The 21,661-nt window shown below is 72.1% G+C and carries 21 protein-coding genes and 1 riboswitch; of the genes, 11 read left to right on the top strand and 10 right to left on the bottom strand.

Annotated elements, in window-relative coordinates:
• Positions 1 to 86: 86 nt before the first annotated feature.
• Entirely contained in the window at positions 87 to 1,205 is a 1,119-nt protein-coding gene (locus ACFYR0_RS19030) for a UDP-glucuronic acid decarboxylase family protein (RefSeq protein WP_389328920.1), read from the bottom strand.
• 614 nt (positions 1,206 to 1,819) lie between these two features.
• Between ACFYR0_RS19030 and ACFYR0_RS19025 the strand changes: the two genes are divergently transcribed.
• Positions 1,820 to 3,271, top strand: a complete 1,452-nt coding sequence (locus ACFYR0_RS19025; RefSeq protein ID WP_389328917.1) for an aldehyde dehydrogenase — start codon at positions 1,820 to 1,822, stop codon at positions 3,269 to 3,271.
• A 5-nt stretch (positions 3,272 to 3,276) separates the two neighbouring features.
• Complete coding sequence (locus tag ACFYR0_RS19020) at positions 3,277 to 3,510, top strand: ferredoxin (RefSeq protein ID WP_389328914.1); 234 nt, start codon at positions 3,277 to 3,279, stop codon at positions 3,508 to 3,510.
• 81 nt (positions 3,511 to 3,591) lie between these two features.
• Positions 3,592 to 3,768, top strand: a riboswitch (TPP riboswitch).
• 94 nt (positions 3,769 to 3,862) lie between these two features.
• Here ACFYR0_RS19020 and ACFYR0_RS19015 read toward each other — a convergent pair.
• Positions 3,863 to 4,501, bottom strand: a complete 639-nt coding sequence (locus tag ACFYR0_RS19015) for a TetR family transcriptional regulator (RefSeq protein ID WP_389328911.1) — start codon at positions 4,499 to 4,501, stop codon at positions 3,863 to 3,865.
• Between the two features lie 220 nt (positions 4,502 to 4,721).
• On the opposite strand from ACFYR0_RS19015, the gene ACFYR0_RS19010 reads away from it, so the two are divergent.
• From ACFYR0_RS19010 to ACFYR0_RS19000, 3 genes are read left to right on the top strand one after another with little or no spacing between them, the layout of a single operon-like run.
• Positions 4,722 to 6,083, top strand: a complete 1,362-nt coding sequence (locus ACFYR0_RS19010) for a glycosyltransferase family 4 protein (RefSeq protein ID WP_389328908.1) — start codon at positions 4,722 to 4,724, stop codon at positions 6,081 to 6,083.
• Positions 6,077 to 6,865 carry a class I SAM-dependent methyltransferase gene (locus tag ACFYR0_RS19005; RefSeq protein ID WP_389328905.1) on the top strand — a complete coding sequence of 263 codons (789 nt, stop codon included), beginning with the start codon at positions 6,077 to 6,079 and terminating at the stop codon, positions 6,863 to 6,865. Before ACFYR0_RS19010 ends, ACFYR0_RS19005 begins: the two co-directional genes overlap by 7 nt.
• Positions 6,862 to 7,941: a prenyltransferase/squalene oxidase repeat-containing protein gene (locus tag ACFYR0_RS19000; RefSeq protein ID WP_389328902.1), complete on the top strand. Its 1,080-nt coding sequence runs from the start codon at positions 6,862 to 6,864 to the stop codon at positions 7,939 to 7,941. Before ACFYR0_RS19005 ends, ACFYR0_RS19000 begins: the two co-directional genes overlap by 4 nt.
• A 245-nt stretch (positions 7,942 to 8,186) precedes the next feature.
• Here the strand turns inward: ACFYR0_RS19000 and ACFYR0_RS18995 are convergent, their stop codons facing one another.
• The 4 genes from ACFYR0_RS18995 to ACFYR0_RS18980 all read right to left on the bottom strand — a co-directional run bounded on the left by ACFYR0_RS18995 (position 8,187) and on the right by ACFYR0_RS18980 (position 12,052).
• Positions 8,187 to 8,477 carry a hypothetical protein gene (locus ACFYR0_RS18995; RefSeq protein WP_389328900.1) on the bottom strand — a complete coding sequence of 97 codons (291 nt, stop codon included), beginning with the start codon at positions 8,475 to 8,477 and terminating at the stop codon, positions 8,187 to 8,189.
• Positions 8,478 to 9,086: 609 nt separating this feature from the next.
• Positions 9,087 to 10,097 carry an LLM class F420-dependent oxidoreductase gene (locus tag ACFYR0_RS18990; RefSeq protein ID WP_389328897.1) on the bottom strand — a complete coding sequence of 337 codons (1,011 nt, stop codon included), beginning with the start codon at positions 10,095 to 10,097 and terminating at the stop codon, positions 9,087 to 9,089.
• 109 nt (positions 10,098 to 10,206) lie between these two features.
• Positions 10,207 to 11,001 carry a DUF5336 domain-containing protein gene (locus tag ACFYR0_RS18985; protein WP_389328894.1) on the bottom strand — a complete coding sequence of 265 codons (795 nt, stop codon included), beginning with the start codon at positions 10,999 to 11,001 and terminating at the stop codon, positions 10,207 to 10,209.
• A 94-nt stretch (positions 11,002 to 11,095) separates the two neighbouring features.
• Entirely contained in the window at positions 11,096 to 12,052 is a 957-nt protein-coding gene (locus ACFYR0_RS18980) for an N-acetylmuramoyl-L-alanine amidase (protein WP_389328891.1), read from the bottom strand.
• Between the two features lie 215 nt (positions 12,053 to 12,267).
• On the opposite strand from ACFYR0_RS18980, the gene ACFYR0_RS18975 reads away from it, so the two are divergent.
• Positions 12,268 to 12,801, top strand: a complete 534-nt coding sequence (locus ACFYR0_RS18975) for a hypothetical protein (RefSeq protein WP_389328888.1) — start codon at positions 12,268 to 12,270, stop codon at positions 12,799 to 12,801.
• Between the two features lie 352 nt (positions 12,802 to 13,153).
• On the opposite strand, the gene ACFYR0_RS18970 is transcribed toward ACFYR0_RS18975, so the two are convergent.
• On the bottom strand, positions 13,154 to 13,804 hold the full coding sequence (locus ACFYR0_RS18970; RefSeq protein ID WP_389328885.1) for a class I SAM-dependent methyltransferase: 651 nt from the start codon (positions 13,802 to 13,804) through the stop codon (positions 13,154 to 13,156).
• Between the two features lie 282 nt (positions 13,805 to 14,086).
• Positions 14,087 to 14,719: a DNA-binding response regulator gene (locus ACFYR0_RS18965; RefSeq protein ID WP_389329154.1), complete on the bottom strand. Its 633-nt coding sequence runs from the start codon at positions 14,717 to 14,719 to the stop codon at positions 14,087 to 14,089.
• 265 nt (positions 14,720 to 14,984) lie between these two features.
• Between ACFYR0_RS18965 and ACFYR0_RS18960 the strand changes: the two genes are divergently transcribed.
• From ACFYR0_RS18960 to ACFYR0_RS18950, 3 genes are all read left to right on the top strand, one after another.
• Entirely contained in the window at positions 14,985 to 15,845 is an 861-nt protein-coding gene (locus ACFYR0_RS18960; protein ID WP_389328882.1) for a MaoC/PaaZ C-terminal domain-containing protein, read from the top strand.
• Between the two features lie 194 nt (positions 15,846 to 16,039).
• A complete protein-coding gene (locus ACFYR0_RS18955) occupies positions 16,040 to 17,116 on the top strand; it encodes a Zn-dependent alcohol dehydrogenase (RefSeq protein ID WP_389328880.1) in 1,077 nt (358 codons plus the stop codon).
• The gene (locus ACFYR0_RS18950; protein ID WP_389328877.1) at positions 17,116 to 18,054 is read left to right on the top strand and encodes a 3-oxoacyl-ACP reductase; all 939 of its coding nucleotides are present in this window, start codon (positions 17,116 to 17,118) and stop codon (positions 18,052 to 18,054) included. The genes ACFYR0_RS18955 and ACFYR0_RS18950 overlap by 1 nt, the downstream gene beginning before the upstream one ends.
• A 183-nt stretch (positions 18,055 to 18,237) precedes the next feature.
• Here ACFYR0_RS18950 and ACFYR0_RS18945 read toward each other — a convergent pair whose 3' ends face one another.
• Together ACFYR0_RS18945 and ACFYR0_RS18940 are read right to left on the bottom strand one after the other, a co-directional pair.
• Positions 18,238 to 18,399 carry a hypothetical protein gene (locus ACFYR0_RS18945; RefSeq protein ID WP_389328874.1) on the bottom strand — a complete coding sequence of 54 codons (162 nt, stop codon included), beginning with the start codon at positions 18,397 to 18,399 and terminating at the stop codon, positions 18,238 to 18,240.
• A 95-nt stretch (positions 18,400 to 18,494) separates the two neighbouring features.
• The gene (locus ACFYR0_RS18940) at positions 18,495 to 19,700 is read right to left on the bottom strand and encodes a hypothetical protein (RefSeq protein ID WP_389328871.1); all 1,206 of its coding nucleotides are present in this window, start codon (positions 19,698 to 19,700) and stop codon (positions 18,495 to 18,497) included.
• A gap of 377 nt (positions 19,701 to 20,077) precedes the next feature.
• On the opposite strand from ACFYR0_RS18940, the gene ACFYR0_RS18935 reads away from it, so the two are divergent.
• On the top strand, positions 20,078 to 20,917 hold the full coding sequence (locus ACFYR0_RS18935) for a Nif3-like dinuclear metal center hexameric protein (protein WP_389328867.1): 840 nt from the start codon (positions 20,078 to 20,080) through the stop codon (positions 20,915 to 20,917).
• Positions 20,914 to 21,657 (top strand): zinc ribbon domain-containing protein, encoded by a 744-nt coding sequence (locus ACFYR0_RS18930; protein WP_389329151.1) that lies wholly within the window; start codon positions 20,914 to 20,916, stop codon positions 21,655 to 21,657. Before ACFYR0_RS18935 ends, ACFYR0_RS18930 begins: the two co-directional genes overlap by 4 nt.
• The last annotated feature ends 4 nt before the right edge of the window (positions 21,658 to 21,661 follow it).

The raw sequence follows: 21,661 nt of genomic DNA, 5'->3' as shown, positions 1-21,661 counted from the left end.
CCTGCCCGGCCGGGAGTGAAGGGGGAGGAGAGGCGGGAAGAGGGGCTCGGAGCGGCGCGGGGCGTCGCGGAGGGGACCGGGCGTCCTCAGAAGGGGGCGGTGGCGGGGGCCGGGGCGTCCGAGACGGGTTCCGGAGCGGCCTCGGTGCGGCGCTCGGGAAGCGCGGCGGCCGGGTCGCCCGGGCGGAGCGTGGGCACGGCGGCGAGGTATCCGGCGGGCAGTGGGGTGCTCTCGTCCTGGCCGCCGCGGATCGCGGCGGCCGCGGCGGAGAGCTCGGTGGGACGGGAGGCGAACCACTCGACCGTCCGGCGCAGCCCGTCCTCGACACCGACCTCGGGCGTCCAGCCGAGCACTTCCCGTGCCCGGGTGATCACCGGACGGCGGCGGCAGGGATCGTCGACGGGCAGCGGGTGGTACTCGACCGGGGACGGTGAGCCGGTGAGCTCGAGCACCTTCTCGGCCAGCTCCGTGACGGTCTGTTCCACCGGGTTTCCCAGATTGAAGGGGCCGAGTTCTCCCGAGTCGAGCAGTGCGAGAAGGCCTCGGACGAGGTCGTCGACATAGCAGAAGCTACGGGTCTGCTTTCCGTCGCCGTAAATGGTCAGCGGCTCGCCCATGAGGGCCTGGGTGATGAAGCTGGAGACCACCCGTCCGTCGTGCGGGCGCATCCGCGGGCCGTAGGTGTTGAAGATGCGGGCGATTCCGGCATCGACGCCGTGGGTGCGGTGATAGGCCACGGAGACGGCCTCGGCGAATCGCTTCGATTCGTCGTAGACGCTGCGCGGTCCGACCGGATTGACGTTGCCCCAGTACGACTCGGCCTGGGGGTGGATCAGGGGGTCGCCGTAGACCTCGCTGGTCGACGCGAGTACGAAGCGGGCCCGCTTCTCCCGCGCGAGGCGCAGGGCGTTCTCGGTGCCCCTGCTGCCGACGGCGAGGGTCTCCAGCGGCTGTCGCAGGTAGTCGGGCGGCGAGGCGGGACTCGCCAGGTGGGCGACGGCGTCGACCCGGCCGGGGACCTCGGCGGTGACGCTGACATCGACGTGCATGAACTCAAATGCGGGGTCGTGCAGCAGATGTTCGACGTTCCTGGGGTCGCCTGTCGACAAGTTGTCCAGGCAGACCACTTGATCCCCGCGTCTCAGCAGGGCATCGCAGAGATGCGAGCCGAGAAAGCCGCTGCCGCCGGTCACTACAACGCGCATGTGTTTCTCCAGGGAAGGGGGTCTGGAAAGCCACGCACCTCTCTCCCCTTGTCTGCCGTTGACGCACGTGTCGCCGGGAAGAGATCAGCTCTCGAGAATGCACGACGATCATACGGACGGAATTGGGATATTCCGGGCATCGCATTTGGGACTCCACCGTTTGGCGGAGGGGGTGTGGCCCGGTGGTCGGGGGCTCGGGGTTCCGTGCTTTGTGCGGTCGGGGGTGTTCGGGGTGCTCGGGGGTTCCGGGTCGGCGGGGAGCGCTTCCAGGCTTCGCGTCCGTCGGCATGTCGGTCCGCCGGTCCGTCGGCTCGTCGGCATGTCGACCTGCTGGTCTGTCGGCCTGGCGGCCTGCTGGCCCGTCAGCATGCCGACCTGCTTGCCTGCTGGCCCGTCAGCATGCCGACCTGCTTGCCTGCTGGCCCGTCAGCATGCCGACCTGCCGACCTGCCGGCCTGTCGGCCTGGCGGTCCGTAGGTCCGGCCCTCCGTCGCGCCCTGTCCCGCCCCGGCGGGCGGGCTCCCTCGTGCCGCGGCTGCCTGGCTTACTGCAACTAGAACTGGTATCAGTTCTGATACATCGTCAGAACTGGCTGCCCGGGGAGGCGTTCGGCCGTGACGGAGATCGTGGAGCATGGACAGCTGTTCATCGGCGGGAAGTTGACCGACCCGCTCGGACGAGACGTCATCGAGGTGATCTCGCCGCACACGGAGGAGGTCATCGGGCGGGTGCCGCACGCGTCGGCCGGGGACGTGGACCACGCGGTCGCCCTGGCGCGGCGGGCGTTCGACGAAGGACCCTGGCCGCGGCTGCCGTTGGAGGAGCGGATCGCGGTCGTCAGCCGGATCAGGGACGGCATCGCCGCCCGACACGAGCAGATCGCGCGGGTGATCTCCGCGGAGAACGGGTCGCCGTACTCCTGGAGCGTGCTCGCGCAGGCGCTCGGCGCGATGATGGTGTGGGACGCGGCGATCACGGTCGCGCGGGGGTTCACCCACGAGGAGCGGCGCGACGGTGTGCTCGGGCGCATCATGGTGCGGCGCGAGCCGGTCGGGGTGGTCGCGGCCGTGGTGCCCTGGAACGTCCCGCAGTTCGTCGCCGCCGCCAAGCTGGCGCCCGCGCTGCTGGCCGGCTGCCCGGTGATCCTCAAGCCCTCGCCGGAGGCGCCGCTGGACGCGTATCTGCTCGGCGAGATCGCCCGTGAGGCCGGGCTGCCCGAGGGGGTGCTGTCGATCCTGCCCGCCGACCGGGAGGTCAGCGAGTACCTCGTCGGGCACCCCGGGGTGGACAAGGTCTCCTTCACCGGGTCGGTCGCGGCGGGCAAGCGGGTGATGGAGGTGGCCGCGCGTCGTCTGACGCGGGTGACGCTGGAGCTGGGCGGCAAGTCGGCGGCCGTGGTGCTGCCGGACGCCGACGTGGCGACGACCGTCGCGGGCATCGTCCCGGCCGCGTGGATGAACAACGGCCAGGCGTGCGTGGCCCAGACCCGCATCCTGCTGCCGCGCTCACGGTACGAGGAGTTCGCCGAGGCCTTCGCGGCGGCGGCCGGCGCCCTCGTCGTCGGCGACCCGCTGGACCCCGCGACCCAGGTCGGCCCGCTGGTGGCGCGGCGCCAGCAGCAGCGCAGCCTCGACTACATCCGGATCGGCCAGGAGGAGGGCGCCAAGGTGCTCACCGGCGGCGGCCGCCCGGCCGGGCTCGACCGTGGCTGGTACGTCGAGCCGACCCTCTTCGGCGACGTCGACAACTCCATGCGGATCGCCCGCGAGGAGATCTTCGGCCCGGTGATCTGTCTGCTGCCCTACGGCGACGAGGCCGACGCGGTCCGCATCGCGAACGACTCAGAGTACGGGCTGAGCGGCAGCGTGTGGACGGCGGACGTCGAGCGGGGCATCGAGGTCGCCCGCCGCGTCCGCACCGGCACCTACTCCGTCAACACCTTCAGCCTCGACATGCTCGGGCCGTTCGGCGGCTACAAGAACAGCGGCATAGGGCGCGAGTTCGGCCCCGAGGGGTACGGCGCCTATCTGGAGCACAAGATGATCCACCTCCCGGCGGGGGCGTAGCCGCCATGGGCGACCGCTGGCACGTCGAGGTCGACCGCACCCTGTGTATCGGCTCCGCCCAGTGCGTCCACCGCGCCTCCCGCTCCTTCCACCTGGACACCGCCCGCCAGTCCCGCCCCCTCACCCCCGACGTCGACGCCGACGAACTCGTCCTGGAGGCGGCGGAGAACTGCCCCGTGGAGGCGATCACGCTCACGCTGCTGGAAAGCGGAGAGGCGGTGTTCCCGCCGGAGGAGTAGGCGCGGCCCGGGCGGCCGAAAAAAATCTTGACTTCAGGGGGTTCTGTCCGGCTCTGGGCGTTCTATCCTGAAATCAGCCTACGAGGCGAGTGAGGGAGTCCGAACCGGCGTAGCCGACTTCGGCGGGGAGCAGCGTATCCGCCGTCGCCGACGTCGACGGTCCGGGCTGAGAGGCCGGAAGGCAGCAGCAGGGCCGGAAGGCGACCCCCAGAACCTGATCCGGACCATACCGGCGAAGGGAACCCGTCTCGTAGGTCTTCTTGTGCGCTCAGAGCTCAGAGCTCAGAGCTCAGCGCTCAGCGCCCAGTGATCGGCTCTCGGCCGTCAGGCCTCGGCTCTCAGTCCCCGGCTCTCAGTCCTCGGTCGGTGCCGTCACGTCGATCAGGCGGCAGACCGTTTCGATGTCTATGCGGACCTGGGCGATGGAGGCGCGGCCCGAGAGCCAGGTGATGAGGGCCGAGTGCCAGGTGTGCTCGATGACGCGGACGGCGGAGAGCTGCGCCGGGGTCGGGGAGTCGAGGCCCATCGCGTCGAGGATGATCGCCGTGGTCTGGCGGGAGACCTGGTCGACCTCGGGGGAGACGCTGCGGTCGGCGAAGGTGAGGGCGCGGACCATCGCGTCGGCGAGGTGGGGCTCGCGCTGCAGGGCGCGGAAGGCCCGCATCAGGGTCTCCGCCACCCGCTCGGCGGCGGTCTCGCCCGTCGGCGGCTTCTTCCTCAGGGTGCCGTGCATGTGCTCCAGCTGGTCCTGCATCGTGGCGACCAGCAGATGCACCTTGGAGGGGAAGTAGCGGTAGAGCGTGCCCAGGGCGACCTGGGAGGACTCGGCCACCTCGCGCATCTGCACGGCGTCGAAACCGCCCTGGCCGGCCAGCTGGGCGCTCGCGTGCAGGATGCGCCGGCGCCGCGCCCGCTGCCGCTCGGTCAGCGGCGCCGACGCCTGGCGCGCGTCACCGGCTTCCACCTTGGCCGGCTTGGTTTCCGCAGGCATGGGTCCCGTTCCGTGACAGTCGGTGAGGAGGGGTGGGAGAAGGAGTGATCGGAGGCAGCATGCCAGGCTTCGGCCGTGGCGTGAATCACCTGATCCACTTCTCACAGCACGGCTACCTGCCGGTAGATTCGGATCCTCTTGAACGATCAAGTCTGTAACTTGTTCTAGATTAGCGTCCCGCGTAATCTCGCGGCACAGTGCAGGCAGAAGGGGGCCCAGGGTGACCGCTGAGGCCAGTCAGGCGGGCCCCTCGGCGGGGCCCGCGGCAGACGGCGAGCGACCGCTCCGTATCGCCCTCCTCACGTACAAGGGGAACCCGTTCTGCGGCGGCCAGGGCGTCTACGCCCGCCACCTCTCGCGTGAGCTCGCCCGCCTCGGTCACAGCGTCGAGGTCATCGGCGCCCAGCCCTACCCGGTCCTCGACGAGGGCGTGCCGCTCACCGAGCTGCCCAGCCTCGACCTGTACCGCCAGCCCGACCCGTTCCGCACCCCGGGCCGCGGGGAGTACCGCGACTGGATCGACGCCCTCGAGGTCGGGACCATGTGGACCGGCGGCTTCCCCGAGCCGCTGACCTTCTCCCTGCGCGCCCGCCGCCATCTGCGCGCCCGCCGCGGGGAGTTCGACGTCGTGCACGACAACCAGACCCTCGGCTACGGCCTGCTGGGCGACGTCGGCGCGCCGCTCGTCACCACGATCCACCACCCCATCACCGTCGACAGACAGTTGGAGCTGGACGCCGCCGAGGGCTGGCAGCGGCGCTACTCGGTGCGGCGCTGGTACGCCTTCACCCGGATGCAGAAGCGCGTCGCCCGGCGGCTGCCCTCCGTGCTCACCGTATCCGGCACCTCCCGCCAGGAGATCGTCGACCACCTCGGCGTACGGCAGGACCGTGTCCACGTCGTCCACATCGGCGCCGACACCGACCTGTTCTCGCCCGACCCCTCCGTGCCGCGTGTGCCCGGCCGGATCGTCACCACCTCCAGCGCGGACGTCCCGCTGAAGGGCCTGGTGTACCTCGTCGAGGCCCTGGCCAAGGTCCGGACCGAGCACCCCGACGCCCATCTCGTCGTCGTCGGCAAGCGGCCCACGGAGGGCCCCGTCGCCACGGCCGTCGAACGCTACGGTCTCGAAGGCGCCGTCGAGTTCGTCAAGGGCATCTCCGACGCGGAACTCGTCGGCCTCGTCCGCTCCGCGGAGGCGGCCTGCGTGCCGTCGCTCTACGAGGGCTTCTCCCTGCCCGCCGCCGAGGCCATGGCCACGGCCACGCCGCTGGTGGCGACGACCGGCGGTGCCATCCCGGAGGTCGCGGGCAAGGACGGCGAGACATGCCTCGCCGTACCGACCGGCGACGCGGGCGCCCTGGCCGCCGCGCTCGTACGGCTGCTGGACGACCGGGACCTCAGGACCCGGCTCGGCGCGGCGGGCCGCGAGCGCGTGCTGTCGAACTTCACCTGGGCCCGCGCCGCCGAAGGCACGGCCGCCCGGTACCGCGAGGCCATCGCCCTCTCCCGCGCCGGGGCCCTCTCCACGGCCCCACCAGCAGAAGCAGTCTCGACCCCCGAAAGCAGGGCCACGTGCTGACCGTCGACTTCTCCCGGTTCCCGCTCGCCCCGGGCGACCGCGTCCTGGACCTCGGCTGCGGTGCCGGGCGGCACGCGTTCGAGTGCTACCGGCGCGGCGCGCAGGTCGTGGCGCTGGACCAGAACGGTGAGGAGATCCGCGAGGTCGCCAAGTGGTTCGCGGCGATGAAGGAGGCCGGGGAGGCGCCCGAGGGCGCCACCGCCACCGCGATGGAGGGCGACGCCCTCGCCCTGCCCTTCCCCGACGAGTCCTTCGACGTCGTGATCATCTCCGAGGTCATGGAGCACATCCCGGACGACAAGGGCGTCCTCGCCGAGATGGTCCGGGTGCTCAGGCCGGGCGGCCGGATCGCCATCACCGTGCCGCGCTACGGCCCCGAGAAGATCTGCTGGGCGCTCTCCGACGCCTACCACGAGGTCGAGGGCGGCCACATCCGCATCTACAAGGCCGACGAGCTGCTCGGGAAGATCCGTGAGGCCGGGCTCAGGCCGTACGGCAGCCACCACGCGCACGCGCTGCACTCGCCGTACTGGTGGCTGAAGTGCGCCTTCGGCGTGGACAACGACAAGGCGCTGCCGGTGCGGGCGTACCACAAGCTGCTGGTCTGGGACATCATGAAGAAGCCGCTGGCCACGCGCGTCGCCGAGCAGGCGCTGAACCCGCTGATCGGCAAGAGCTTCGTGGCGTACGCGACCAAGCCGCACCTGCCGCGGGTCGCCGATGGAGCCGAGGGCACGGCCGTCACCGAGGGCACCGCCGTCACCGAGGCGGCCGGCAAGTGACCACTCCCCGGACGGAACACCTCGTCCTGCCCGGGGTCCTCACCGCCGAGCAGGCCGCCGCGACCGTCGCCGGCATCCTCGCCGTGCAGCGCGAGGACGGGGCGATCCCGTGGTTCCGCGGCCACCACCTCGACCCCTGGGACCACACCGAGGCCGCGATGGCCCTGGACACGGCTGGCGAGCACGAGGCCGCCGAGCGGGCCTACGACTGGCTCGCCCGGCACCAGAACGAGGACGGCTCCTGGTACGCGGCCTACGCGGACGGCGCGTTCGACGACGTCACCGACCGCGCGCGCGAGACCAACTTCGTCGCCTACATCGCCGTCGGCGTCTGGCACCACTACCTGTCCACCGGGGACGACGTCTTCCTGGACCGTATGTGGCCCACCGTCTACGCGGCGATCGAGTTCGTGCTGCGCCTCCAGCAGCCGGGCGGGCAGATCGGCTGGCGCCGCGACGACGACGGCACGCCGACCGCCGACGCGCTGCTCACCGGGTCCTCCTCCATCCACCAGGCCCTGCGCTGCGCGCTCGCCATCGCCGAGCAGCGTGAAGAGGCGCAACCGGACTGGGAGTTGGCCGTGGGCGCGCTGCGGCACGCCATCCGGCGGCATCCGGAGCGGTTCCTGGACAAGGGCCGTTACTCGATGGACTGGTACTACCCCGTGCTGGGCGGTGCGCTGACCGGGGCGGAGGCCAAGGCGCGCGTCGAGGAGGGCTGGGACGAGTTCGTCGTGCCCGGTCTCGGGGTGCGGTGCGTGGTGCCCAACCCGTGGGTCACCGGCGGTGAGTCCTGTGAGCTGGCGCTGACGCTGTGGGCGACGGGGGAGTCCGACCGGGCGCTGGAGGTGCTGAAGTCCGTTCAGCATCTCCGGGACGAGGACAGCGGGCTGTACTGGACGGGGTACGTCTTCGACGACGACGCCATCTGGCCTCTTGAGCTGACGAGTTGGACGGCGGGGTCGTTGTTGCTGGCAGTCGCCGCGCTCGGGGGGCACGAGGCGACGTGTGCGGTGTTCTCGGGGGAGCGGTTGCCCTTCGGGCTGGATCCTGACTGTGGTAGCTGCCGCGGCTGAGGGGTTGTCGCTTCCGGGGGTGCGGCCGGGGTGCGGGTTGTGGGGGCTTGTCGCGCAGTTTCCCGCGCCCCTAGGGGGTTGTCTCGTGTGTCTCTGAGATCTTGCGCGGTGGTTGGGGTTTTGCGCAGTTCCCCGCGCCCCTTGGAGTTCGGGCGCTTCCGTGTGTCGGGGTGCGGGGCGGTTGTGGCTTGTCGCGCAGTTCCTCGCGCCCCCCAAAAAAGACTGCCTCGCGGCTGTGGGAGGGCTCAGTGGCGGTGGACCCTGTGGGCTATGGCGTGGCCTATGAAGAGGTAGACGACGGCTGCTAGGCCGTAGCCTGCGACGACCCGGGCCCAGGCCTCGTCGAAGGTGAAGAGGTCGTGGGACCAGCCGGCCAGCCAGCGGGCGCTGTCGTGGATGAACTGGACGAAACTGTTGGACGGGTTGGCGTCCAGCAGGTACATCAGGATCCACAGGCCCAGGATGAAGGCCATGATGTCGGCCACGATCGCGATGACCCGGCCGGCCTGGTTGGCGCTGCTGTATCGAGGGGACATACCCTCCGGGTTGCCTCGTCCGGCCGTTCGAAACCATCCGGCCATTCGCCTTGCATTCCCCGGGAGTCGGCGCGTCCGGCCCGTCGTGTTCCATGCGGTCGCTGACGTTCCTGACCCCCTGAGTGGCAGAAGGGCCGCTGTCCGTGTCCGGAGCAAGTCCCTTTTGAGAAGCCCGGACTTACGACACTTCGGTTACGCAGGCGCCGGGTCCCGAGGCATGTATACCTCGCTCTGCCGCTGGCGCTGGGCGGGCTGATATCGCTGTCGGTCCCGGGCAATCTGGCGCGGCCCTTCGAACGGATCACGACCGTCGAGGCGCGGATGGCGTCGAAGTCGCACCACTCCCGGCGGGGACATCGTCCTGCGCGCTCCCTACGGCTCCGGCCGGCCCGCCGCCACCCTCGAGATCGCCTGCGAGGCGGCAGGCGTCCGTGAGGAGTTCCCCGTCGACGAGGACGCCGGCGGCGAGTTCCAGGCCCGCTGGCTGGGCAAGGTCCGCACCTGGGGTCGCGGGGCCGGTGAACTGAGCCCGGACCCGGTGGCCATCTTCCGCCGCGGGCAGGGGAGTTCGGTCGCAGAGGCCCCGGGTGCCGGCTGCGGTCGGGAGGATCAGGAGTTCAATTCCGCCAACACGCGCAGTGACTCCCGGTCCGGCGCCAGGGCGAGCAGGTCGGTCACCGGGCCCGCCCGCCACGACTCCAGCCGCTCCGCGACGCGTTCGCGCGGACCGACGAGGGAGATCTCGTCGGCGAACGCGTCCGGGACGGCGGCGACGGCCTCCTCCCGGCGCCCGGCGAGGAAGAGTTGCTGGACCCGCCGGGCCTCCTCCTCGTAACCCATCCGCGCCATCAGGTCGGCGTGGAAGTTGCGGACCGCGTGGCCCATGCCGCCGATGTAGAAGCCGAGCATGGTCTTCACCGGCAGCAGCCCCTCGGCGACGTCCGCGCAGACGCGGACCTGGGCCATGGGGGCGACCAGGAAGCCCTCCGGCGCCTCGGCGAGGGCCTTCTCGTACAGGTGCGCCCGGGTCGGCGACCAGTACAACGGCAGCCAGCCGTCGGCGATCCGGGTCGTCTGCGCGACGTTCCGCGGCCCCTCGGCGCCCAGCAGGACCGGCAGATCGGGTCGCAGGGGGTGGGTGATCGGCTTCAGCGCCCTGCCCAGGCCCGTGCCGTCCGGCCCGCGATAGGGAACGGGATGGAACCGCCCGTCGGCCTCGACCGGGGCGGCCCGCCGCAGGACCTGCCGTACGACGTCGACGTACTCCCGGGTCGCGGTCAGCGGGGACTTCGGGAACGGCCGCCCGTACCAGCCCTCCACCACCTGCGGCCCCGACAGCCCGAGGCCGAGCGTCATACGGCCGCCGGACAGATGGTCGAGGGTGAGGGCGTGCATGGCCGTGGTGACGGGGGAGCGGGCCGCCATCTGCGCGACCGCCGTGCCGAGGCGGATACGGGTGGTGTGCGCGGCGATCCAGGTGAGCGGCGTGAACGCGTCCGAGCCCCAACTCTCCGCCGTCCACACGGAGTCGTACCCGAGGCGCTCCGCCTCCCGGGCGAGCGGGAGGTGCCGGGGGTCGGGGCCGCGGCCCCAGTAGCCGAGCGCGAGACCGAGTCGCATACCCGTCCCTCTTCCTGACGTACCGTCAGATACGGCGTAAGGGTACGGCAACGGCCCCCCGCCCGGAAGGGCGAGGGGCCGTGCGTGCGTCAGGAGCGCTCAGCGGCGCTCAGCCGCGCTGGATGCCGCTGGTGTCCTGGAGGACACCGCGACGGCCGTCCTGCGTCTGCGCGACCAGGGTCCCGCCGCGCTGCTCGACCGCCAGGTACCAGGTGCCCGGGGCGAGTTCGGCGATCGGGGACTGCGAGCCGTCCTCGGCGAACAGCGGACGCGGGACCGGAACCGCGAACCAGAACGGGGAGAAGTCCCCGCCGCCGCCCTGCGGAGCCTGCTGCGGCTGTCCGCCGAAGGGCTGCTGGGGCTGCTGCGGCTGACCACCGAACGGCGCCTGCTGCGGCTGACCCGCACCCGGGTAGCCGTAGCCACCGGAGGGCTGGCCGCCGCCGTAGGGCTGGGGGGCGGCGGGGCGGGGGGCGGGCAGGAGCGGGGCGCTCAGCGCGGGGACGATCGGCGCGGCAATCACGCCGCCCGCGAGCACGAGGCCAGCGATCAAGCCGAGGATCAGGCCCACTCCCGCATCCTCGACGTCGATCGTCCACCACAGCAGGGCCCACGCGGACGCGATGCTCAGGGCGGCGCCGACAGGACCCAGCTCAAGTCCGGCGATCTTGCGCGGCTGAGGGAGCAGGCGGGCCAGCACCACGAGTGCGGCACCTGCCACACCCAGCATGTAGGTACCGAGGCCGAGGCCGAGGTTGAATCCCCAGGCGTTCGGGATGTCGACCGCCTCGCACACCGAGTCGGGGGCGTCACAGCCGGCCACATCGAGCAGCGACGCGATGAAGAGCAACACCGCTGCTCCGATCACCACGCCGTCGCCCCGAGTGAGGGAGCGGATATTCACTACTTGTCCTTCGTCAGTCGTCGTCTCGTCATCGGCAGCGATGACACTATCGTCCGAACGATCAGGGCGTACGCCCGGATCACGGGCGAGGTCATCACCCCCGCAGGAAACTCACGATTCCCTCGGAGATCCCCCGCGCGGCCTTCTGCCGCCACGCGCCGCTGGTGAGCAGCGCCGCGTCCTTGCTATCGCGCATGTTGCCGCACTCGACGAACACCTTGGGAACTGTTGAGAGATTGAGACCGCCCAGGTCCTCCCGCGTGACGAGACCGGTGCCGTCGCCCACGTAGTTGGAGGGCGCGCTGCCGGTCGCGCGGACGAAGTTGCCCGCGATGCGCTCGCCGAGATCGCGCGAGGACGCGACGATCGGGCGGGTGTCGGCGGCGCCCGAGTTCACGGCCTTCGGCAGGATTACATGGAAGCCGCGGTTGCCGGTCCCCGAGCCGTCGGCGTGGATCGAGACCACCGCGTCGGCCTCCGCCAGGTTGCCGATCCGGGCGCGCTCGTCGATGCACGGGCCGTACGGTCGGTCCGCGTCGTGCGTCAGCTTCACCGTCGCGCCCTGCTGTTGCAGCAGCGTGCGCAGCCGGTGGGCCACGTCGAGGGTGAACGTGGCCTCCGTGTAACCGGAGTTGGTGGAGGTGCCGGTGGTGTCGCACTCCTTGCGGGCGGTGCCGATGTCCACCTTGCGGTTGATCTCGGTGGTGTGCCGGAAGTTGCCCGCGTTGTGGCCGGGGTCGATCACCACGACCTTGCCCGCGAGGGGGCCCGAGGACGCCGCCGAGGTCGCGGACGGGCTCGGCGTCGGGTCGTCCCGGCCGGGCGCCTCGTCACCGGGGGCCGGGGACGCGCCGCGGGTGGCGACGTCCGGGGTCGCGGCGGGGGTGGACGAGGCCGCCGCGCGCCGCGGACCGCCCTCGTCCGCGGCCGTCGTCTCGTACACCAGCCAGCCCAGCAGCGCGCCCGGCACCAGCGCCGCGAGGGCGACGGTCAGCGGGCGGCGCCCACGGCGCGGCGGGGTCGGTTCGAATCCGGGACCTGTGTACGACACGCCTGCCACCTTAAGGGCCGTTCCCATACCGCAGGGCCCGGGGGCCTGCGGCCGCCGAAGTGTCCGCCTCGACACCTGACGGCGAGTAATTGAATTCGCAATTTATCAGAGTCGAAGCTCAGGGCTCCCTCAAGTCGCATCAACATCGGTGGTTCCTGTGTTCTCTTTGACCGAAGGTGATGCAAACCTGCTCACCGTGAACGAGGGGGAACGATATGGCCCGACGAATACGCCATTACGCGCTGACAGTTGCCGTCGCTACTGCCTGTCTCGCAGGCACGGTAAGCACTGCCCAGGCGCAGAGCGATGTCAGTGACCTTTCCGCTGCGGCTGCCCCGGCCGGAGACGTTGCCGACCCGCAGTTCGCTCCGTGGCTCCGCAAGCTCGTGAATGTGAAGTCCGCCGGGACGAAGTGTGGCAAGACCGCCATCGCGGCGGCATCGGGGCGCGGAAGGATGACACTTCGCATCGATGAGACGAGGACCGCGTCCAGCACGTACTCGAAGCACATCGACGCGACTTACAAGATCATAAGTGCGGGCGTCGGATGGGATGTCACGAAGTCTCGGAGCATTACCGTCAGTGGTAGCAAGGAAGTGCCTAACGGAAAATACGGCACCCTGACGGCTTACACCAAGTATTCCGGGAAGAAATTCGACGTTCAGGACACGACGACCCAAGAAATTATCCAGAAGAACAAGAGGGCTTGGAGGCCAATCGGCGTCTGTTTCAAGTACAAGCAGAGCTGAACGGTCGGTCTTTCGACCCGGCGGGTCACCGAGTCGCTGTCCGATGCTGGTCACCGTGTGGTCTCGCAGGTCCGGATGGGCTCCTGATGGAGATGGGCCCCAAGGCCAGCTCTGGGTGACACGGCAACGGCATTGGCTACGTCTGCCTTGAGGCAAGCCGCCTGCAGTGTCTGTGAGCGCTGCACGCGGCTTGCCGTGCGTATCCTCTCCGCGTAATTGGGATGCCGGGCGCGGCCGGCCCGTACTACGGTGACGTCGTCCAGGTGCGAAGGCCGCGGCTACTTCTCCTCCTAAGAAAAGATCGCCGCTGCCATCCCTGATCTCTGGACACCTGGCACCTCGTCCTGACGGTTCAGATTCCCGCGCCCGTGCGGCGCAGCACCCTCATCGAGCCCGTCGCCGAGACCTCCGTGAACGCCCCGGAGGCGAGTGCGCGCAGGTAGACGCGGTAGGGGGCCTGGCCGGTGAACTCGTCCACCGGGTCCGGGAACACGTCGTGGACGACCAGCAGCCCGCCCTCGGCGACATGCGGGGCCCAGCCCTCGTAGTCGCCGCTCGCGTGCTCGTCGGTGTGCCCGCCGTCGATGAACACGAAGCCCAGCGGGGAGTTCCAGAAGGCCGCGATCTGCGGCGAACGGCCGACCAGCGCCACCACGTGCTCCTCCAGGCCCGCGCGGTGCAGCGTGCGCCGGAACGTCGGCAGCGTGTCCATCAGGCCGATCTCCGGGTCGACCGTCTCCGGGTCGTGGTATTCCCAGCCCGGCTGCTGCTCCTCGCTGCCGCGGTGGTGGTCGAGCGTGAGCGCGCTCACCCCGGCCGCGCGGGCCGCGTCGGCGAGCAGGATCGTGGACCGCCCGCAGTACGTGCCGACCTCCAGCAGCGGCAGTCCCAGCGCCCCCGCCTCGACCGCGGCCGCGTACAGCGCGAGTCCCTCGTCGACGGGCATGAACCCCTTCGCGGCCTCGAAGGCGGCGAGGATCTCGGGCTTGGGGGCCGCGGCCATGCCGGTCCCTTTCGGTCGTACGTACAGGTCAGGCGGCTTATGCTGCCGCACCCCCTGCTGTGGGGACGACAGGGGGTGCGTGTGACGCGGCTTACGCGACGGCGGAACCCGTCAGCCCGGCTTCCGTCCGTCCGGCTCCCGTCCGTCCGGCTTCCGTCCGCCCGGTTCCCGTCCGTCCGGTTCTACGCGGTGACCGCTTCGTCGGCCTTGACGGTGGGAGGGAGGCAACGGTCCGGGCGGCTGATACGGCGCGTCACGGGCCGGGGGGCGTGGGTGTGCGGCTCAGAGCCAGCCCTGGCGGCGGGCCTCGCGCAGGGCCTCCGCGCGGTCGCGGGTGGCTGTCTTGTCGATCGCGGAGGAGAGGAGGTCGTGGACGGCGGACTCGGGCAGCCGGAGTGCCGTGGCGATGCCGGCGACCGTGGCGCCGTCGGCGGAGGCTCTCAGGACGTCGCGTTCGCGGGCGGTCAGCGGGCTCGTGCCGGTGCCGTGGGCCGCGGTGGCCAGGGCCGGGTCTATGACCGTCTCCCCGGTCAGGACCCGGCGGATCGCCGCCGTCAGATCCTCCAGGGGGCCGTCCTTCACCAGGAAGCCGGCCGCTCCCGCCTCCAGGGCCAGGCGCAGGCGGTCGGGTCCGGCGAAGGTGGCGAGGATCAGCACCCGGCAGTCGGGCACCTCGTCGCGCAGGGCGGCGGCGGCGTCCAGGCCGCTCATGCCGGGCAGTTCGATGTCCACCAGGGCCACGTCGGGGCGGTGCACCAGCGCGGCGTCCACGATCGCGTCCCCGCCGGCCACCTGGGCGACGACGTCCAGGTCGGGTTCCATGCCCAGCAGCACCGCCAGCGCCCCGCGCCGCATGCCGTGGTCCTCGGCGAGCAGAACCCGGACGGATCTGGCGGGACGGTACTCACGGGGCATTTCGTTCACGGTTCAAGAGTAGGTCGGCGGGGCCGGTCCGGAGCCCTCCGGGCACGGACGGTTCGGTGGCGGCGGCCCCCGGGTCGGGGTGACGGGTGACCTCCGTCTCTCACCTGACATACCGTCAGGAGCCTTCACAAGTGCACGCCCCTGGGTTATACAAAGGTCGCCGGACTGGAACGCGTTCTAGGTTCGCCCGTGACGGCCTCGGTGCGGTCGACGGTGCGGACGTCCGCACCGAGGTCTCAGACCCGTCAGGAGCCCCATGCCCATCGATGCCGCCAAGGCGCTCGCCGCCGAACCCCGCTCCGGCGAGATCGCCTGGACCGCCAAGGACGTCCTGCTCTATCACCTCGGCATCGGCGCGGGCCTGCCCGCCACCGACCCCGACGAACTGCGCTACACCCTGGAGAGCCGGCTGCACGTCCTGCCGAGCTTCGCCACGGTCGCCGGTTCCGGTGCGCCCGGGGTGATCAGCGGGCTCTCCCTGCCCGGCGTCGAGGTCGACCTCGCCCGGGTGCTGCACGGCGGTCAGGTCCTCACCGTGCACCGGCCGATCCCGGCCGCCGGGGAGGCGACCACCACGTCGTCGCCGGCCGCGGTCTACGACAAGGGCAAGGCCGCGATCCTGGTGCTGCGCACGGACGTGGCCGACGCCGACGGGCCGTTGTGGACCAACGACGCCCAGATCTATCTGCGCGGAGAGGGTGGCTGGGGCGGCGACCGCGGCCCCGACACCAGGACGGCGCCGCCGGCCGGGCGGCCCGACCGGGTCCTGGAGCGGACCGTCCGCGAGGACCAGGCCCTCCTCTACCGCCTCTCCGGCGACTGGAACCCCCTGCACGCGGACCCCGACTTCGCCAAGACCGCCGGATTCGACCGGCCGATCCTGCACGGGCTGTGCACCTACGGCATCACCCTGAAGGCGGCCGTCGACACGCTGCTCGGCGGCGAGGTGACGCGGGTGCGCTCCTACGCCACCCGGTTCGCCGGGGTCGTCTTCCCGGGCGAGACCCTGCGCATCCGGCTGTGGGCGCAGGACGGCGGTGTCGTCCGGGCCGAGGTCACCGCCGTCGAGCGGGGCGACGCCCCGGTCCTCACGGACACGGTCGTGCACCACACCTGACCGGGGCGAACCGAACCGCCCCCGAGCCGGGCGACCGTCACCGTGCCCGGGCGGAACGTCCCCGCACCGCACCCGAGCCGGGCGACCCTCACCACGCCCGGGCGGAACGCCCCCGCACCCGACCCGGAGGACCGCGCACCACACCCGAGCCCGAACGAGCCCCGGAGCGGGCTCGACCCGAGGGGAGCCGCACCATGCGCGCAGCCGTACTGCACGAGACAGGCCAGGAGAAGCTGGAGGTCCTCGAGGACGTCGAGGCGGTGGGCTTCGGTCCCGGCCGGGTCAGGATCCGGGTGCGGGCCACCGGCCTGTGCCACTCGGACCTGTCCGCGATGAGCGGCGTGCTGCCGCAGCCCGCCCCCTTCGTCCCCGGCCACGAGGGCGCGGGCGAGGTCGTCGAGGTGGGCGAGGGCGTCACCCGGGTCAAGCCCGGTGACCGGGTCGTGGTGTGCTGGCTGCCCGCCTGCGGCGCCTGCCCCGCCTGCCGGCGCGGGCAGACCGAGCTGTGCCTGGCCGGGTTCATGAACGCCGGCACCCCCAACTTCAAGCGCCCCACCGGCGACGTCTTCGGCTTCGCCGGGACCGGCACCTTCGCCGAGGAGGTCGTGGTCGACGCGGGCTGCGCGGTGCCGATCCCCGACGACGTGCCGTACGACATCGCCGCGCTCATCGGCTGCGGTGTCACCACCGGGCTCGGCGCGGCGCTCAACACGGCCGACCTGGACGCCGGTTCGTCGGTGGCCGTCATAGGCTGCGGCGGCGTCGGCATCTCGGCGATCCAGGGCGCACGGCTCAAGGGGGCCGCCGAGATCGTCGCCGTCGACCCGGTCGCCTCGCGCCGCGAGGCCGCGCTCAGGTTCGGCGCCACGAGGGCGGTCGCGCCGGAGGAACTCGCCGACGCCAAGCAGCAGCTCACCGGCGGCGAGGGCTTCGACCACGTCTTCGAGGTCGTCGGCCGCTCGGCCACCGCCCGCACCGCCTACGAGACGACCCGGCGCGGCGGCACCCTGGTCGTCGTCGGAGCGGGCGCCATGGACGACCATCTGCGGCTCAACATGTTCGAGCTGTTCTTCGACGAGAAGCGGATCCTGTCGTCCATGTACGGGGGCGGCGACGTGCTCCGTTCCTACGAGCGCACGATCGCCCTGTGGCGGGCGGGCCGGATCGACCTGGAGGGCCTGATCACCCACCGGGTGCCGCTGGCCGAGATCAACGAGGCCCTCGACCAGATGCGCACCGGCGCCGCCCTGCGCACCTGCGTGGAGATCTGATGTCCCCGCCGCTCCAGGGGCGCACCGCGATCGTCACCGGCGCCGGGCGGGGGCTGGGCCGGGCCGAGGCGCTCGAACTCGCCCGGCTCGGCGCGGCCGTCGTCGTCAACGACTACGGGCAGCCCGGCCGGGACGGCTCGGGCGCGGCCGGCGCGGGGCCCGCCGAGGAGGTCGTCGCCGAGATCCGCGCGGCGGGCGGCACCGCGCTCGCGCACACCGGGGACGTCGCCGACTTCGCCCAGGCGGGCGCGCTGGTCGGCCTGGCCGTCGCGGAGTTCGGCGGGCTCGACATCCTCGTCAACAACGCGGGCATCCTGCGCGACCGCATGGTCTTCTCCCTGACGGAGGCGGACTGGGACGCGGTCGTCCGTGTGCACCTCAAGGGCCACTTCAACACCACCCGCTTCGCCGCCGCGCACTGGCGGGAGCGGTCCAAGGCGAGGGGCGGGCCGGTGTACGGGCGGATCGTGAACACCTCCTCGGAGGCGTTCCTGGCGGGCTCCGCCGGGCAGCCCAACTACGCGGCGGCCAAGGGCGGGATCGTCGGCCTCACCACCTCCACCGCCCTGGCGCTCGCCAAGTACGGCGTCACCGTCAACGCCATCTGTCCGCGCGCCCGCACCCGGATGACCGAGGACGTCTTCGCGGGCCTCGCGGCGCCCGAGCAGGGCCTCGACCCGCTCGCCCCCGAGCACGTGGCCCCGCTCGTCGGCTATCTCGCCGCACCGGCCGCCGCCCGGATCAACGGGCAGTTGCTGGTGGTGCACGGCGGCATGGTCGCCGTCGTCGAACGGCCGAGGGTGCGGGCGCAGTTCGACAGCGAGCAGGAGACGTTCACGTACGACGAGCTCGACGCGCTGCTCACGCCGTACTACGCGGCCCGGCCGGACGGCGAGACCTTCGCGGCGGCGGAGGTGCTCGGGCTCAAGCGGAGCTGAGGCCGTATTCGGGCGGGTCGCGACCGGAGGGGGAACGGTTGCGGCGGGAGGGGGAACGGGCTGTGACCGGAGGGGGGTCGGCTGCGGCGGGAGGGGGAACGGGCGCAGCCAAAGGGGGAACGGCCGCGGCCCCGCACACCGGGTGGTGTGCGGGGCCGCGGACTCGTACCGTCCGGCCGGCCGTCAGGCCGCCGCCGTCTCGGCCGGCTGCTCCGCCGGCTTGCGGTGGCGCCCACGCGGGGCCGACTCGGTGTCCTGCACCGAGACCGGGCCCCGGTGTCTGCCGTGGCCGACCGCGTCGTGGACGTCGGCGGAAAGCCGCTGGGACGTACTGGCGTCGCTCATCGAAGAATTCACCCCGTCAAACATGATCTTCTTACAGCCGGGGGAGTCTAACCGGCACACCTCGGGTCGAATCCAGGCGGCCACGCCAACCGCCACTACTTCGTTACAAGACGCCCGAGCGGTGCCTCGGCGAGCGGCACGGGACGGGGTGCGACGGGAGCCGGGGGGTCCGGTTCCGCCGGCTCGCCCGGGGCGTCGTCCGGGTCGGGGGGCACCTCCGAGGCGGCCGTGCCGTCCCGGACCGGATCCCCCGGTCCCGTCGCACCCGCGGCCCCCGTCGTTCCCCCGGTCCGCGCCCACGGCGCGGGCCACTCGGCCACACCGCAGGGAGCGCCCTCGGTGACGTACGGCAGACGCAGCACGCCCTCCCCGGTCCACAGCCCGGAGCCCGCGAGCCAGCCCGGCGGCGGCGCGAGATGACGCACCCGGCGCTCGGCGGGCCGCCACACCCCGACCCAGCTGCCCACCGGCCCGTCCACCCGCAGGGCCACCGCACAGCCCTCCGGCGTCAGCACCTGCCCCGGCTGGATCGCGAACGGTGTGACCGCGCAGCCCTCCCCGCGCAGGCTCTCCGGGAACCGCACGGGCAGCGTGCTGCCCAGCACGCCCCAGCCCAGCCGTTCCACGCCCGGCGAGGGCGCGTCGGAGCCGATCAGCAGCAGACCGCTGTCCGGGTCGGCGCACAGCAGCCGGTCGTCGCTGTGGGGGGAGATCTGGAGCAGCGGCGACACCTGCCCGCCGCGGGCCAGGTCGACCGCGACCGTCTTGGTCACGCCCGCCACCTCGCGGTCCAGCGCCAGCAGCCGGCCCGCCCGGTCCAGCCAGACCCCGCCCGAGCAGCGGCCGGGGATCTCGGCGACCAGTTCCGGTCCGAAGGCGCCGCCCGCCACCAGCCACACCTCGCCGGCGCCCGGAGAGACCGTGAGGGCGTAGACCCGGTCGCCGCCCGGGGCCGGGGGCAGCAGCCGCGCGCGGCCCTCCACCGCGCCCAGCGGCAGCTCACCCGTGCCCGGACCCGTCGGGTAGAGCAGCGAGAACAGCTGCCGTCCCTCGGTGCGGCGGCTGATCAGGACCCGTCCGTCGGCCAGCGGCTGCACCTCGGTGCCGGGCTCCTCCGGCTGGTCGCCGGGCAGCGGTACCGCGTACGGCTCGGGGCCCAGCGTCCAGCGCTCCGGGAACCAGGAGTCGCCGCTGCGGGCGAGGCGGGCGGCGTAGGAACCGTCCGCCGTGATGACACACCCCGTCGCCGGTCCGCGGTCCTCCGCGTCCGCCGCGGCGGGTTCGATCGCACAGGCAGTCATCGTTCGGTCACCTCCGGCGACGAAGCTAGTTTTCGCACGCACAGACGTGGGACCGCCGGGCTGGCCCTTCACACGAAGGGGTGGCCGGGCCGCGGTTCGCCTGAGGGAACAGGGGCGTGTGTGCTCGGCGGTGTGCGGTGAGGCCGCCGTAGCCGTCCACGAGGGCCGTCGCGGCCGTACGCCAGGACCCGTCACGGCCGTCGTCCGAGGCCGGTTCCGGCCGTCGTCCGAAGCCGGTTCCGGCCCGCGATCCAGCCCGTTCCTGCCGCCGCCGAGGCCCGTCGCGGCCGGAGGCCGGGGAGCCGCGGCGGTGGGCGGCCGTGTCCGCGGGAGCGGCGCCGGTTCAGGCGCAAAGCGCAGCCAGGTAGCCTTTCCCCGTGCCCCGTCTGTCTGAAGTCATCGCCGCGCTCGACCACCTGTGGCCCGCCGAGCGGGCCGAGTCCTGGGACGCGGTCGGCACGGTCGTGGGTGACCCCGAGCAGGAGGTCATCAGGGTCCTGTTCGCCGTCGACCCCGTCCAGGAGATCGTCGACGAGGCGGTGGAGCTGGGCGCCGACCTGCTGGTCACCCACCACCCGCTCTACCTGCGCGGTACGACGACCGTCGCGGCCTCGCACTTCAAGGGCCGGGTCGTGCACACGCTGATCAAGAACGACATCGCGCTGCACGTCGCCCACACCAACGCCGACACCGCCGACCCCGGCGTGTCCGACGCCCTGGCCGGCGCCCTCGACCTCAGGGTCGTGGGGCCCCTGGTGCCGGACCCGACCGACCCGAACGGGCGCCGGGGCCTCGGCCGGGTGTGCGAACTGGACCATCCGCTGCCGCTGCGCGAGTTCGCCGCGAGGGCCGCCGAACGTCTGCCCGCCACCGCGCAGGGCATCCGGGTGGCCGGCGACCCCGAGGCCGTCGTCCGCACGGTCGCCGTCAGCGGCGGCTCCGGCGACAGCCTCTTCGACCAGGTCCGGGCGGCCGGCGTCGACGCCTTCCTCACCGCCGACCTGCGCCACCACCCCGTCTCCGAGGCCCGCGCCCACGGTCCCCTGGCGCTGCTCGACGCGGCGCACTGGGCCACCGAGTGGCCCTGGTGCGAGCTGGCCGCCGCCCAGCTCGACGAGATCTCCGACCGCCACGGCTGGGACCTGCGCGTCCACGTCTCGAAGACGGTCACCGACCCCTGGACCATCCACTCCCCTTCCCTTGGAGCCCCCAACTGAACGCCGCGCCCGCCGACCAGATCCGCCTTCTCGACGTCCAGGCCCTCGACGTACGCCTCCAGCAGCTCGCCCACAAGCGCCGCTCGCTGCCCGAGCACGCCGAGATCGAGTCGCTGACCCGGGACCTCACCCAGCTGCGTGACCTGCTGGTCGCCGCGCAGACCGAGGAGAGCGACACCGCCCGCGAGCAGACCAAGGCCGAGCAGGACGTCGACCAGGTCCGCCAGCGCGCCGCCCGCGACCAGCAGCGCCTGGACTCCGGCGCGGTCACCTCCCCCAAGGACCTGGAGAACCTCCAGCGCGAGATCGCCTCCCTCGCCAAGCGGCAGGGCGACCTCGAGGACGTCGTCCTGGAGGTCATGGAGCGCCGCGAGTCCGCGCAGGAGCGGGTGAGCGAGCTGACCGAGCGGGTCTCCTCCGTCCAGTCGAAGATCGACGACGCGACCGCCCGCCGGGACGCGGCCTTCGAGGAGATCGACGGCGAGGCCGCCACGGCCACCAAGGAGCGCGAGGTCGTCGCCGGTTCGGTCCCCGCGGACCTGCTGAAGCTCTACGACAAGCTGCGCGAGCAGCAGGGCGGCATCGGCGCGGCCAAGCTGTACGCCCGCACCTGCCAGGGCTGCCGCCAGGAGCTCGCCATCACCGAGCTCAACGAGATCCGCCAGGCCGCGCCCGACACCGTGGTGCGCTGCGAGAACTGCCGCCGCATCCTGGTGCGTACGTCCGAGTCCGGTCTGTAAGGGG

It is taken from the genome of Streptomyces sp. NPDC005017, from assembly GCF_042873115.1.
Taxonomy (GTDB): domain Bacteria; phylum Actinomycetota; class Actinomycetes; order Streptomycetales; family Streptomycetaceae; genus Streptomyces.
The sequence above is the reverse complement of the archived record's forward strand: the minus strand, read 5'-3'. Positions and strand labels throughout refer to the sequence as shown.